The following is a 15,035-nucleotide window of genomic DNA, read 5'->3' as shown; positions in this document are numbered from 1 at the left end:
GGGGTCATATTATAAAAGTCCAAATTAGGGAAGGTCTCTTGGAAAATGTCAATTATCTAAAAGTGCAAGTAAAGGGGGTAGTTTATGCAAACGTTTGCGATGACGTTTTCGGTAAATTCAGGGCATTTTTATTAGGAAAAGTGCACTCTAAATGATTAATATTGATAATTGACATACGAGTCTTACCCCATATTTGTTGAAAAAAGTACTCATAATCAGGGGTAAGAGTGTGTCATGTAGTGAAACATCAATAACTATATGACATGAAATAATACAAATTTAAATTCTTTTTAAATCTAACCCCCTATGAAGAAAATTTTACTACTTTTTTCGCTTATGTTGGTCAGCTATGGAGGCTTGCTTGCACAACGGACAGTGACAGGTAAGGTCGTCGACCCGAGCGATGGATCGGCTTTGCCTGGTGTTAATATTTTAGAACAGGGTACCAGCAATGGTACTGTTACGGATATCGAAGGTAACTACTCCTTATCCGTTGGTGAAAACGCCACACTGATATTTTCATTTATTGGATATAAAAATAAACAGGTAGCCGTAGGCTCCCAAAGTGTAATTAATATAGATCTTGAAGAAGATGTAACCCAACTTTCTGAAGTTGTTGTTATCGGTTACGGTACAGTGAAAAAATCAGATGCTACCGGAGCTGTGGCAGTGGTTGACGAAGAGCAGTTTAATAAGGGATTCCAAACCTCTCCGGAACAGTTAATACAAGGGCGTGTTTCTGGTGTTCAGGTTGTAAGTAATAGTGGAGAACCAGGAGCAGCAACCAGTATTAGAATTAGAGGGGCTTCCTCAATAAGGGCAGATAACAATCCGCTTATAGTATTGGACGGAGTGCCCTTAGATGGTAGGGATATTAGTGCTGGAGCGGATGTAGGTGCAGGTAGAGTGAGCGCTAAAAACCCGCTTAACTTTATTAACCCAAATGATATAGCATCAATAAATATTCTTAAAGATGCTTCAGCTACCGCAATCTATGGTTCTCGTGGTGCCAATGGAGTGGTTATTATTACTACAAAGCAAGGAAAGCAAGGAAAGCCTGAACTCACATATTCTGCTTCATTCAGTTCGAGTAGTATACCTGAGAATAGAAAGTATGATTTACTATCGGCAAGTGAGTTTGTAAGTGAAGTACCTAATACTAATCTTCACTTTGGTGCCGATGTTGATGCTTTTGATGAAATCACAAGAACTGCCTTTACTCAGGATCACAACCTTTCGTATGGAGGAACTACTGAAAATGGCGGTAGCTACAGAATATCCCTGGGTATCCAGGATCAGGAAGGTGTAATTAAAAGCACTGGCCTTGAAAAGTACTCAGGGTCTGTTAACATTGGGCAAAGTGTACTTGATGAAAGAGTTAAGTTACAAGGAAGCTTAATAGCAAGTTTTGTAGGAGATCAAGGAGCCGCTTTGGCGGATAATGTTGGAGCAGAAGGTGACATGTTGATCTCTGCTTTAAGGTGGAATCCGACCAGACCATTTAGAGATGCTAACGGAGATTTCATTCAGCCCAGCGATAATGAGAGAAACCCTTTGGCTTTTCTTAATTATTATGATGATGAAACAGAAACAACACGTATTTTCGGAAATATTTCAGCAACTATAAATATCATTGAAGGCTTAGATTATAAAGTCAATTTTGGTGTTGACAGGTCTGAATCAGAAAGAAGGGTTGCTGTATCAAGAGCACTTAATGCAAACTTTGCATCAGGTAGTGGTGGTATAGGTAATATTGAAAACATTAAGGCTTCCACACGTCTGGTTGAGCATACTTTGAACTTTACAAGAGACCTTAATGATGATTTTAATATAAATGCATTATTGGGATACTCCTATCAAAAATTTGTAAGAAGAGGAAGCAGCCAACGTGGTGTAAGCTTCTTAGATGATAATCAGTCATTGTACACTAGTAATTTAAACTTTGCTAGTAGCTTTCCTGCTAATCAAAATAGTTCGTTTAAAGATCCTGACGATGAATTACAGTCATACTTTGGTAGGGTAAATGTAAGTATGTTTGACAAATTTTTGCTGACGGCAACACTTCGTGCTGATGGTTCTAGCAGGTTTGGAGAGAACAACAAATATGGTTATTTCCCTTCAGCAGCATTTGCCTGGCGCTTGGGGGATGAAGATTTTGCACCCGAACTATTCTCAGACCTAAAATTAAGATTAGGGTGGGGGATTACAGGTAACCAGGAGTTTCCTTCCGGATCAGCACAAAATCAGTATAAGCCTCTCGATGATGGGTCAGGAATACAGCAGAGTATCGTAGGAAACCCAGATCTCGTATGGGAAGAAACAACTCAATATAATTTTGGACTTGATTTTGGATTCTTTGATAACAGGCTGACAGGTTCGATTGACTACTATCAAAAAGAAACAAAAGATTTGATTTTCAGACTAAGGGTTCCTCAACAAGGTCCTGATGTATTTGTATGGAGAAATTTGGACGGTGTTACCGTTAATAATTCAGGTATAGACTTTAATCTGGATGCGATAGCAGTTGATAAACAGGATCTTTCAGTAGATGTTGGATTTAACCTGAGTGTGTTTAATAACGAAATTAAGAATGTTTCTCCTATTTTTCCTGATGGTATTATTACCGGGGAGATCAATGGACAAGGTTTAAGTAATCAAAGAGCACAGTTGCTCTATGATGGACAGGAGTTATATGCTTTTTATCTACCTGTGTTTACCGGGTATGATGAAAACGGATTATCAACCTTCGAGGATATCAATGGTGATGGTGAAAATACAGCCAGTGGTATTGTAGGGCCAGGTAATGGAGATAGAAAATTTGTTGGGTCACCTAATCCGGATATGACATTAGGTATCAGGTCTTCGGTAAACTATAAAAAGTTTGATGCTAGTATATATTTTAATGGAGCATTTGGACATCAGGTTTTTGACAATACATCACTGGCACTATTTAGTAGGGCAGCGCTTAATGGAGGTGCCAATGTAGATAAAAGAGTGTTGTCTTCTGAGCAGGGTGGAGGAGACTCACCCGTTCCGTCTACTCAGTTTCTGGAAGATGCTGATTTCTTAAGGTTAACTAACTTAACCCTAGGCTACACGTTTGGTTCTGGTGACATAGCACCATGGATACAGTCTTTAAGACTGTTTGTTACCGGCCAGAATTTATTTGTTCTAACAGGGTACGAAGGTTTCGATCCTGAAGTAAACGTTAACAAGTCTATTGATGACGTTCCGTCTTTCGGGATTGACTACGCAGCTTACCCTAGAGCTCGCACATTTACAATGGGTTTAAGAGTTCAATTTTGAGTTAGATCATGAAAATGTTAATTACTATGAAAACTTTATTTTCTTATATTTTGATAATTTCTCTTTTCCTCACCTTTGGGTGCAGCGACTTGGAGGAAGAACTTAACGATGGTATTGCTGAAGGCCCTGATGCTGATGTGGATGTTCAACAACTTTTGAACGGAGCATATGGTAACTTGAGAGACCTTCAGAGTCAAGATAACCTGCTGGTTTTAACAGAACATCCTACTGATGAAATGGCAGGACCTACCCGCGGCCGTGATTGGGATGATGCTGGTATTTGGCGTGTTTTACACCGTCATTCATGGACAACAGCCCATGCTTTTATTAATAATGCTTGGAGAACATTAAACAGAAATGCCTTTAATGCACAACAGGTGCTTTGTAGCGGTGCAACAGGATCTGTTGCTGCCCAAGCTACTTTCCTAAGGGTGTTTAATGATTTTCTTGTATTGGATAACTTTGGAAAGATACCCAGAAGGGCATGTGATGAAAACCTTTTAAACCCTCCTTCTGAATTATTGACAAGAGGAGAAGCTTCAGCAGTTCTTATCTCGGAGCTGGAGGCCGTTTTAAATGACTTGCCAACAGATACTGATGAACCAGCACTGGCTACACAAAATGCAGCTCGTGCTCTATTGGCAAAGCTTTACTTAAATAAGGCTGTTTATGCTGCGACTGATGCAGAAGGTGGAGCTGAGGAAGGGCCTTATAACTTTGCCGCAGCTGATATGGATAAGGTTATAGCATATGTGGATGGTATAACAGGTCGTAATCTGGACGCAAATTATTTCGATAACTTTATACCGGATAACGGTAATGCATCAGATGAGTTAATTTTTGTTTCTCAAAACACAAGTGGTGGTGCTGCAGGTAATGCCAGGGCTTATTGGTTTATGACCTTACATTATAATCAGAACCCAAGTGGTTGGAATGGTTTTGTGGCATTGAGTGATTTGTACAATAGATTCGAGCAAGGTGATCAGAGATTACATACCGACCTGCCTTATTTAGCCTCTAACGGAAGTGGTTTGAATGCAGGGTTGTTGGTTGGTCAGCAGTACGATGTAGATGGAAATCCTCTTGAAGACAGGGCTGGTAATCCATTAGTTTTTACAGAAGACTTTAACTTGTTGGAGACAGGTAGCAATCTTGAAGTAACAGGGATTAGAGCCATTAAGTATCCACCTGATTTTACTACTGAAGGTGATGCTCCGGATAATGACTTTGTGTTCTTGAGATATGCCGATGCATTGCTTATGAAAGCAGAAGCAATCATGCGAGGTGGAACATCTGGAGAAACAGCCTTAGATATAGTTAATCAACTAAGAACCATCCGGGGAGCTTCTACATTAGTAAGCCTTTCTGAGCAGGATCTACTTGATGAAAGAAGCCGGGAATTATATTGGGAAGGTTGGAGAAGAAACGATTTGGTTCGATTTAATTCGTTCCTCGGTACCTGGCAGGAAAAGCCTTCACCGTCTGATAAAACCAGACTTTTGTTTCCTATACCTTCAGAGGCTATTTCTACAAACCCTGAATTGGAGCAAAACCCAGGCTATTAATTCATAAAATATTTCTCCCAAGGCCATCCTTTTTGGGTGGCCTTTTTTTTGAAAATCCTTAACTTAAAGGGAAGGCATATTGCGTTATAACCTGTTTTGGATTCACATTAGAGCTATGAAATTTTCTACCAACCTAATCTTTTGCTTAATAGTACTATCCATGTTTCCTGCTTGCCAATCTTCTGAAACTAACCGGCAGTGGGTATTTGAGAAAGTAAATAAAGAGCATACCGGAATTGATTTTGTAAATAATGTTCAAAATACTACGGACTTCAACATCTTCCTATACCGTAATTTCTATAACGGAGGAGGTGTAGCCATTGGAGATATTAATAATGATGGGCTACAGGATGTCTACCTCACCAGTAACATGGGTGAAAATAAGCTTTACCTTAATAAAGGAAACCTAAAGTTTGAAGATATAACTACTACCGCCGGTGTGGCCAGTGCCGATAAATGGAGTACAGGAGTCGTGCTGGTTGATATTAATGCGGATGGCTTTTTGGATATCTACGTTTGTAATGCAGGGTACAGAAAGGGAAGTGATCAAAAGAATGAGTTATTCATTAATAATGGTGACCTTACCTTTTCTGAAGAAGCGGTAGGTTATGGACTAGATGAAAATGGTTACACAACTCATGCAGCTTTTTTTGATTATGATAAGGATGGTGATCTGGATGCTTATATCCTCAATAACAGCTTTATGCCAGTAAATACTCTCAACTATAGTAATAAGCGGGAGGTGCCGGCAGATGAGTGGCCAGTAAAAGACTTTTTGAAAGGAGGTGGGGATAAATTTCTTAAAAATGAAGGCGGGAAGTTTGTTGATATAACCAAAGAGGCGGGAATATATAACAGTCTCATTGGCTTTGGGTTAGGGATTACTGTAGGAGATGTCAATGGTGATAATTGGGAAGATATCTATGTCTCCAATGATTTTTTTGAACGGGACTACCTCTATCTCAACCAGAAGGATGGTACTTTTAAAGAGCGTATAAAAGACCAAATGGGACATATCAGTGCCTTTTCAATGGGGGCCGATATGGCTGATATTAATAACGATAGTAAGCCTGATATCTTTGTTACTGATATGTTACCTGACAATGATGAAAGGCTGAAATCTACTTCATCATTTGAGCCCTATAGTGTTTATGAGCTTAAACTTGACAGGGATTTTTACCATCAGTATATGCAAAATACCCTGCAACTCAACAACGGAAATAACAGCTTTAGTGAGGTGGCATACTACAGCGGAGTTTCATCTTCAGATTGGAGCTGGGGAGCTCTTTTATTTGATATTAACAATGATGGGTATCGCGATATATATGTTTGCAACGGCATTTATCATGATGTTACCGATCAGGACTTTATAGATTTTTTTGCTAATGAAATGATCCAGAAAATGGCATTGGCAGGAGGAAAGAATGATATTAATAACATCATTAGCAAAATGCCTTCTAACCCGATCAGAAATAAAGTATTTTTGAATAATAAGGATTTGAAGTTTGCTGATGTTTCTGAGGACGCTGAAAATACGCCTTCCTTTTCCAACGGTGCTGCTTATGGTGATCTAGATAATGATGGAGACCTTGATCTGGTGGTCAATAATGTTAATCAGGAGGCTTTTATTTTTAGGAATAATACGCAGGAAACTACGGATAGCCATTATCTGAAAGTTAACCTAAAGGGTTCAGGTGCTAACAGTTACGCTATCGGAGCCAAACTAACTTTATATCATAAGGAAGGAGTCATTAGCTCAGAGCTTATGCCATCTCGTGGATTTCAATCATCTGTTGATTACAATATGATCTTTGGGTTGGGGGGGATAGATAAGGTTGACTCATTACAAATTATCTGGCCAGATCAGACTAGCTCCATTATTAAGCCATCAACTGTCGATACACTGCTTACTGTTAATCAGACAGGGATAGAAAAAGTTAAAGGTTATTCCACAGCTACCGTCGAGGGAGGCACATGGTATCACATAGATTCTACTGGCTTTGAATCGCACCAAGAAGATGATTTTGTAGACTTTTATAAAGAGGGACTTGTGATAAGAATGCTTAGTCGAGAAGGCCCTAAAGCAGCAATTGCCGATGTGAATGGTGATGGTCTTGAAGATGTTTTCATTTGTGGAGCATACCGACAGGCTGGGCAGCTTTATATACAAAGTGAAGGCGGCCTTGATCGTTCGGAACAAGCGTCGCTGGAGAAAGGTGCGTACTTTGAAGATACGGCAGCTCGCTTTTTTGATGCCGATGGGGATGGAGATCCGGACCTTTTTGTTGGATCAGGGGGTAATCATGATTATCGAGGGGCTACCGCTATGCAAGACCGCCTCTATCTTAACGATGGAGAGGGTAATTTTGAATTGTTTGGAGGAGCCTTCCCTAATAATGGTTATAATACTGCTGTCGCTATTCCATTAGACTTTGATGCTGACGGAGATCTTGACTTGTTTGTGGGCAGCAGGAGTGTTCCTGGCAATTATGGCATCTCCCCCCGAAGCTACCTTTATCAGAATGAAGCTGGTAAGTTTACAGATGTTACTGCTGAAAAGGCCCCTAAGCTTAAATCTCTGGGAATGATTACTGATGCATCGCTTTCAGATATTAATGGAGATGGAAGAGATGAACTGATTATTGTAGGTGAGTGGATGTATCCTATGGTGTTTGAGATTACAGAAGGAAAGCTAAAAGAGTTTGTTACCGGGATGACAGAATATAGCGGTTGGTGGAATACTATTGTACCGGCAGATATTGATCAAGATGGAGACCTGGATCTCATCCTGGGTAACAGGGGAGAGAATTTTTATTTTACAGGTACATCTGATAATCCCGCAAAGCTATGGGTACATGATTTTGACGATAATGGAACAGTGGATAAGATTCTCACACGAAATATTAATGGGAAAGATGTAAGTATACACTTGAAGAGAGAATTGACCCAGCAGATTGCCAGCCTGAAAAAGCAAAACTTAAAACATTCTCAGTTTGCAGATAAGTCTATTCAGGATTTGTTTGCGACAGAAGTTTTACAAAAGGCCACGGTCAGAGAAGGGAAATGGTTTAAATCATCAGTGGCTTTAAATGATGGTAAAGGTAATTTCTCAATAATCTCACTTCCTGCAAAAACACAATTATCTAGTGTAAATAGCATTTATGCTACAGATATAAACCAGGATGGTTTTACTGATCTGATCCTGGGTGGAAATAATTCAGCCTTTCTGCCTCAATTTTCGAAACTGGATGCCAGTTATGGACAGGTACTCATAAATAATGGTAATGGTGGATTTAGAGTAGTAGATAGTGCTGAATCCGGTCTTTTTATCAAAGGAGATGTGCGTCAATTTTCAGGAATTAGCATTGGAGGTGTTGAGCAAATACTTGTGATGAGAAATAATGACAAACCGGTATTCCTTAAACTAAATAGTAAGTAAAATCAGAAATAGTGATGTTGAGATTTTTTTTCCCGCTGTACGTGATGGTAGTGTTGTGTTTTGTTTCAGGGTGTGAACAGACAGATAAAACACAATATCAGTTTGAGTTACTGAGGAAAGACGCTACAGGTATAGATTTTGAAAATAGGCTGGAACAGACCAATGAATTCAATGTATTTAGTTACATGTACTTCTTTAATGGTGCCGGTGTTGGTGCCGGCGATTTCGATAACGATGGTCGGGTAGACCTGTATTTTGCCAGTAATCAAGGAGCTAACAAGCTGTTTTTGAATATTGGAAACATGAAGTTTGAGGACATTACTGCTAAAGCTGGAGTGGATGGTGCAGGAGGCTGGTCTACCGGGGTTTCCGTGGTTGATATCAATGGAGATGGTTTGCTGGATATATATGTAAATCAAGTAGGAGATTTTAAGACATTAAAGGGAAGAAACTTGCTATACATCAACAAAGGAGTTGATAATGGATATCCTGTATTTGAAGAGCAGGCAGAGCAATATGGTCTTGACTTTGTTGGCTTTGCCACCCAGACGGCATTTTTTGATTATGATCAGGATGGTGATCTGGACATCTACCAACTCAACCATTCAGTGCATGAAAACGGGACTTTTGGAGAGCGAGAATCCTTTATAGGAAAGGTGCATCCGACATCAGGAGATAAACTTTATAGGAATGAGAATGGTAGTTATCAGGACGTGACAGAAGCTTCTGGTATTCATAGCTTGGTGATTGGCTATGGGTTGGGGATCACAACCGGAGATATCAATGGAGATGGTTTACCCGACATATACATTGGTAATGACTTTCATGAGAACGATTATCTTTATCTAAATCAGGGTAATGGTACATTCAATGAAGTTCTGAATAGTCAGATTATGCACACCAGTCGTTTTTCAATGGGAGTTGATATGGCCGACATTAACAATGATGGGTATAATGATATATTCTCACTGGATATGCAACCATATGACCCTCAAATACTCAAAAGCTCTTTAGGTGAAGATGATTATTCCATCTTTGACTTTAAGCTCAAGTATGGATATCAGGTGCAGTTTGCCAGAAATAACCTTCAACTAAATAACGGTGATGGTACATTTAGTGAGATAGGCATGTATTCAGGGGTACACGCCACTGACTGGTCCTGGGCATCCTTATTTATGGATTTTGATCATGATGGATTCAAGGACCTTTTTGTTAGCAACGGCATTCCCCGGCGGATGAATGATATCGACTATGTCAACTTCAGAGAGAATAATGAAGATCACAGATGGAAAACACAGGCCAACAGGGCAAATGAGGAAGACCTGGTACTGATTGATAAAATACCTCAAATCAAGCTTCCCAATAAGTTTCTTAAGAATAATGGGAATTTAAAATTTGAAGATCAGGAGGAAACCATTAAAAATAATACTAACACCTATTCTAACGGTGCTGCTTATGCTGATCTTGATAATGACGGCGACCTTGATATTGTTGTCAATAATATTGATGATGAACCTTTTATCTATAAGAATTTAACCATTGAGAATGCCTCTGGAAATAACCATTATTTAAGACTAAGATTTGATGGAGGAGGTAAAAATACTTATGGAATTGGCACAAAAACTATAGTTTATAAGGGCAAGGAGAAACTGGTATATGAAAACTACCCGGTAAGGGGTTTTCAATCATCAATGGAGCCAGTGAGCCATATAGGTATTGGAGATACATTGTCAGTTGATTCTGTTTTAGTTATCTGGCCTGATGGTAGCTATGAGAAAGTAACAGGTTTTAAATATGACGGGACGCATACGGTTAGGTACAAAAATACTTTACCGAAGTATCATGTAAGGTCTGAGAAGGAAAAGGAACAAGTGCAGTTTTTTGATATTACCAAACAGACCAATATCAATTTTCAGCATGAGGAAAATCCTTTTGTTGAATTTGATAGAGAAAGGCTTATACCCTTTATGGTCTCTACGGAGGGGCCTGCGCTGGCAGTCGGGGATATCAATGGTGATGGGACCCAGGATGTGTTTTTTGGGTCTTCCAAACGTAATGAAAGTGCTATTTACCTGCAGCAACAAGATGGGACGTTTATAGAAAAAACACCTGAATCAATTAAAAAGGATAATGTTTTTGAAGATGTTGATGCGGTTTTTGTTGATATAGACAATGATGGCGACCTGGACTTGGTTGTGGCTTCAGGAGGCAATGAGTACTGGGGAGAATCAGAGTATCTGAAACAACGAATCTATATTAATCCCGGAGATGGTAATTTTGACCAGCGGATTACATTGGAAGGAGCCTACTTAACCGCTTCATGTGTATTACCTGCGGATATCAATGGGGATGGATTGGTAGATCTGTTTTTCGGAGGACGTGCAGTCCCTAACAACTACGGTAAGATACCCAAATCCTACTTATTTCTTAACAAGGGCAATGGGCAGTTTACAGATGTTACCCTAACATATGCCAAAGATCTTGAGGAAGTTGGTTTAGTAAAAAATGGAGAGTGGACTGATGTGGATCTGGATGGCGACCAGGATTTGGTGCTGGCTTTGGAGTGGGGTGCGGTTACATTGTTTTTAAATGATGGACAGCAGCTTAAGAAGCAGGCTGTCAGCAACCATACTGGCTGGTGGAAATTTGTTTCAGCTCAGGATTTCGATGGAGATGGAGACATAGACATACTTGCCGGTAATGCTGGGGAAAATACACGATTCAATCCTACATATGATCAGCCTTTAAGTCTTTATGTGCAGGATTTTGATGGTAACGGTCAAGTGGATCAGGTGTTGACGTATTATTTAGATGGGCGCGAAATACCTTTTGCCAATTACTTTGAATTGACAAAACAGATGCCTTTTCTCAGGAAAAATTATCTGTATGCACAGGATTTTGCAGCGGCTTCCATCTCAGAATTATTTGGAGAGGATAAGATCCGGACGGCAGAGCTTTTACAGGTAAATACATTGGAAAACGCCTACTTTGAAAATACGGGAGATTTGAAATTCGAAATGAAACCATTGCCGTCAACCCTTCAATTTTCAACCATAAATGCAGCAGCAGAAGTAAATGTTACAGAAGATAGCCAAGATGTTATACTAGCAGGCAATTTCTTCAATAATAATGTGGAGATGGGGCGTTATGATGCTAGTTATGGAAGCCTGCTGTCAATAGATGAAAACGGAGAATTTGCTATCGGTAAACTGGGTACTTTGAAAATTAAAGGGCAGGTGAGAAAAATAATGCCAGTTGTAATTGGAGGAGAGACAGCATACATTTTCGCGCGAAATAATCAATCTGCGGTAGTGGTGAAGCCAATGAAAGTAAACCAGCTTATAGTTGAGAAATGAGATATATTATTCTAAGTGTTTGCGCATTAATCGGAACCATGTCTTTCGGACAACCTCCGGAAAAGTCTCCATGGCACTTAGTCGCAAAAAATATTGATCCCAACAACTATTATGGTGTTACAGTAGCCAATGGAATGGTGGGGATCGTTTCATCTCCTGATCCTATGAAGGTTTCTGATGTCGTACTCAATGGAGTTTATGATTATTATCAAAGGGGAAGAGTTTCGAATATCCTCAAAACCTTCAATCATGTAAACATGAACCTCGATGTGGATGGAAGGAGAGTAACCGCTAGCGAAATAAGTAACTACAGGCAGGTGTTGGATATGAAGAAGGCGGCATTGATGACTAGCTTCGATGTTGGGGATAAAATCAGTGTGGAACATAGCATGTTGTCATTAAGACATTTGCCATACACGGCACTAACCACAGTGAAAATTACCGCTAAAAAAGCCGTCGACATCGTACCAATGAGTGTGATAGAAGCGCCGAACCATTTAATTGATATCAGGAATTATTACAGTGAAATAGATCGCCCTCATGTAAAAGTTCCGCTACTGACTTCTGTTGCAAAAAGTCCTTCGGGTAAGCATGAAGTGGCTGCCAGCAACAGTTTTATCTTCTCTGAAAAGCACAGTCAGGAACCAGAGCTCATTCACGAAGACTGGGACTATAACATGCACCTGGCCAAATTTCACAAAAAGCTAAAAGCTGGAGAGGCCTATGAATTTTCTGTTGTTTCTTCGGCAGTTTCCAGCGAACATTATGAAGACCCTCACAACGAAGCCGAAAGGCTGACAATCTTTGCCATGTTAGAAGGCAAAGACCGGTTGATGAAGAAACATGAGGAGGCATGGGAGAGGTTATGGCAAAGCGATATTATTATTGGAGGAGACCTGCAGGTGCAAAAAGATGTGCGGTCGGCACTGTACCATTTATATTCCTTTGCAAGAGCAGGTACAGCCTATAGTTTGTCGCCTATGGGGTTGTCCGGACTTGGCTATAACGGTCATGTTTTCTGGGATACCGAAATGTGGATGTACCCTCCATTATTGATGTTGCAGCCCGAAATCGCTAAATCTTTACTCGAGTATAGATTTCAAAGATTGGACGCTGCCAAGCAAAATGCCTTTGCTCATGGATACGATGGAGCCATGTATCCTTGGGAGTCATCAGATGATGGTTCTGAAGATACTCCTGTATGGGCTTTGACTGGGCCATTCCAGCATCATATTAGTGGGGATGTAGGTTGGGCCTTTTGGAAGTACTATCAGGTAACACATGATAAAGAATGGCTCAGCACCAGGGGATATCCCATGCTGAAAGAGGTAGCAGACTTTTGGGTAAGCAGAGTGGAAAGAAACGGACCAGAACAATATGATATTAACAATGTAATAGGTGCTAACGAATGGCAGGAAAACATTGATAATAATGCTTTTACGAATGGCATGGCTAAAGTAACACTGCGATATGCTACGGAAGCCGCTAAAACCTTGGACATACAGCCAAACCCTGACTGGATGCACGTAGCGGAGAATATCCCGGTTTTACAGTTTCCTGATGGTACAACCCGGGAAAATGCAACTTATAATGGAGAAACCATAAAACAGGCAGATGTTAATTTGCTGGCCTTTCCACTTGATGTGATTTCTGATGAAGAGCAGATCAGAATAGACCTGAATTATTATGAGCCTAGAATGGCAGCCGATGGTCCTGCTATGGGGAGGTCTGTGCTTGCAACACTATATGCGAAGCTAGGAGAAACGGATAAGGCATATGAACTTTTTCTTAAAAGCTATAGGCCAAATGAAGTGCCACCGTTCGGTGTTATTTCTGAAACGGCGGGAGGCACAAATCCTTATTTTGCAACAGGCGCCGGAGGCATGCTACAGGCAGTGATTTCTGGGTTTGGAGGCTTGGAAATAACCGATGAAGGTATGGTTCAAAATGAAAAACGGATTCCTAAACAATGGAAATCACTGGAAATTAAGGGCTGGAAATAAATAATTAGAAGTTATGTTTAAAAAGTACTTTTTGATCTTAGTAATGATTGTCGCAGTTTCCTGCAATGAAACACGACAGAATGTTTCTATTGAAGCCGACAAGCTTCATGACTCTATGCAACTGCTTAGCGATGTTATCGTTCACGATATTTTCTCACCACCGGTTGCAAGCCGAATATATGCATATGCAAGTATAACTGCCTATGAAATTTTAGCGCAGAATGACGCCAACTACTTGTCTTTGGCTGGTCAGCTTCATGGCTTAGAAAGCATCCCTGAACCTGCCGAAGTGGTAGACTACGAGGTTGCAGCTATTGAAGGTTTTCTTCTTGCTTCAAGAAAGCTGATTTTTTCTGAGGATAAAATTGAAGCATATCGCCAGCAATGGCACCAGGAACTTCTTGATATGGGCTTGGATCAGGCTGTTTATGACAATTCTATGGCCTATGCACAACAAGTGGTTGATCATATTTTTGTATGGGCTGATAAGGATAATTATAAAGAAACGAGAACATTCCAGAAGTACACCCTCAGTGATGACCCTGACAAGTGGCAACCGACACCGCCGGCCTATATGGAAGCCATTGAGCCACACTGGAATAAGATTAGACCCTTTGTTATTGATTCGGCTTCCCAGTTTAAGCCAGAACCACCGACAGCGTATGACATGGCAGAAGGTAGTCCGTTTTATAAAGAAGCATATGAGGTTTATGAGACGGGTAAAAATCTTAATGCAGAGAGAAAGGAAATTGCAAGTTTTTGGGATTGCAACCCTTATGTTATGAATATTCATGGGCATGTCATGTTTGCAACCAAAAAGATTACACCCGGAGGTCACTGGATAGGGATAGCAAAAATAGCCAGTCAGCTGTCTGGTGCAGGCCTGATAAAAAGTGCTCAAACATATACGCTGACCTCTATCGCATTGGCTGATGGCTTTATCAGTTGCTGGGATGAAAAATATAGAAGTAATCTGGTGCGTCCTGAAACTGTGATCAATAAATTCATTGATGAGGACTGGACTCCATTGCTGCAGACACCCCCTTTCCCGGAATACTCAAGTGGACATAGCGTGATTTCAGGGGCAGCGGGTATCGCACTTACCTCTATTTATGGAGAACCCTTTCATTTCGTTGACAGCACTGAAGCGAAATATGGCTTGGCGGTGAGAGAGTTTGATTCATTTATAGAAGCATCGGACGAAGCAGCTATGAGCAGGCTTTATGGAGGGATACATTACATGCCAGCGATTAAAAATGGAGTGAAGCAGGGTAGGACATTGGGCAGGTTCGTTGTGAATAACATCCAAATGACTAAATCAAAAGAAAAACCTAAAGTTACAGCCAGTAAATAAGTATTGGTCGGT

The 15,035-nt window shown here is 40.4% G+C and carries 6 protein-coding genes; all 6 read left to right on the top strand.

Annotated elements, in window-relative coordinates; genetic code table 11:
* Positions 1-306: 306 nt before the first annotated feature.
* The 6 genes from JMN32_RS22380 (at position 307) to JMN32_RS22355 (ending at position 15,023) form a co-directional block, all read left to right on the top strand.
* Positions 307-3,306 (top strand): SusC/RagA family TonB-linked outer membrane protein, encoded by a 3,000-nt coding sequence (locus tag JMN32_RS22380; protein WP_202858611.1) that lies wholly within the window; start codon positions 307-309, stop codon positions 3,304-3,306.
* 26 nt (positions 3,307-3,332) lie between these two features.
* A complete protein-coding gene (locus tag JMN32_RS22375; RefSeq protein WP_202858610.1) occupies positions 3,333-4,871 on the top strand; it encodes a RagB/SusD family nutrient uptake outer membrane protein in 1,539 nt (512 codons plus the stop codon).
* 160 nt (positions 4,872-5,031) lie between these two features.
* Complete coding sequence (locus JMN32_RS22370) at positions 5,032-8,310, top strand: VCBS repeat-containing protein (protein ID WP_238354589.1); 3,279 nt, start codon at positions 5,032-5,034, stop codon at positions 8,308-8,310.
* 14 nt (positions 8,311-8,324) lie between these two features.
* Positions 8,325-11,666: a VCBS repeat-containing protein gene (locus tag JMN32_RS22365; protein ID WP_202858608.1), complete on the top strand. Its 3,342-nt coding sequence runs from the start codon at positions 8,325-8,327 to the stop codon at positions 11,664-11,666.
* 38 nt (positions 11,667-11,704) lie between these two features.
* Positions 11,705-13,669 carry a glycoside hydrolase family 65 protein gene (locus tag JMN32_RS22360; RefSeq protein ID WP_238354613.1) on the top strand — a complete coding sequence of 655 codons (1,965 nt, stop codon included), beginning with the start codon at positions 11,705-11,707 and terminating at the stop codon, positions 13,667-13,669.
* A 13-nt stretch (positions 13,670-13,682) separates the two neighbouring features.
* Complete coding sequence (locus tag JMN32_RS22355; protein ID WP_202858606.1) at positions 13,683-15,023, top strand: vanadium-dependent haloperoxidase; 1,341 nt, start codon at positions 13,683-13,685, stop codon at positions 15,021-15,023.
* Positions 15,024-15,035 lie beyond the last annotated feature (12 nt).

The sequence above is a fragment of the Fulvivirga marina genome (assembly GCF_016775155.1).
Taxonomy (GTDB): Bacteria; Bacteroidota; Bacteroidia; order Cytophagales; family Cyclobacteriaceae; genus Fulvivirga; species Fulvivirga marina.
Note: the sequence above shows the minus strand (reverse complement) of the source record. Positions and strands in the feature narration are given on the sequence as shown.

Coding starts and splice junctions, on each gene's coding strand:
- JMN32_RS22375 (WP_202858610.1), top strand. CDS start 3,333: ATGAAAACTTTATTTTCTTATATTTTGATAATTTCTCTTTTCCTCACC.
- JMN32_RS22380 (WP_202858611.1), top strand. CDS start 307: ATGAAGAAAATTTTACTACTTTTTTCGCTTATGTTGGTCAGCTATGGA.
- JMN32_RS22360 (WP_238354613.1), top strand. CDS start 11,705: ATGTCTTTCGGACAACCTCCGGAAAAGTCTCCATGGCACTTAGTCGCA.
- JMN32_RS22355 (WP_202858606.1), top strand. CDS start 13,683: ATGTTTAAAAAGTACTTTTTGATCTTAGTAATGATTGTCGCAGTTTCC.
- JMN32_RS22365 (WP_202858608.1), top strand. CDS start 8,325: ATGTTGAGATTTTTTTTCCCGCTGTACGTGATGGTAGTGTTGTGTTTT.
- JMN32_RS22370 (WP_238354589.1), top strand. CDS start 5,032: ATGTTTCCTGCTTGCCAATCTTCTGAAACTAACCGGCAGTGGGTATTT.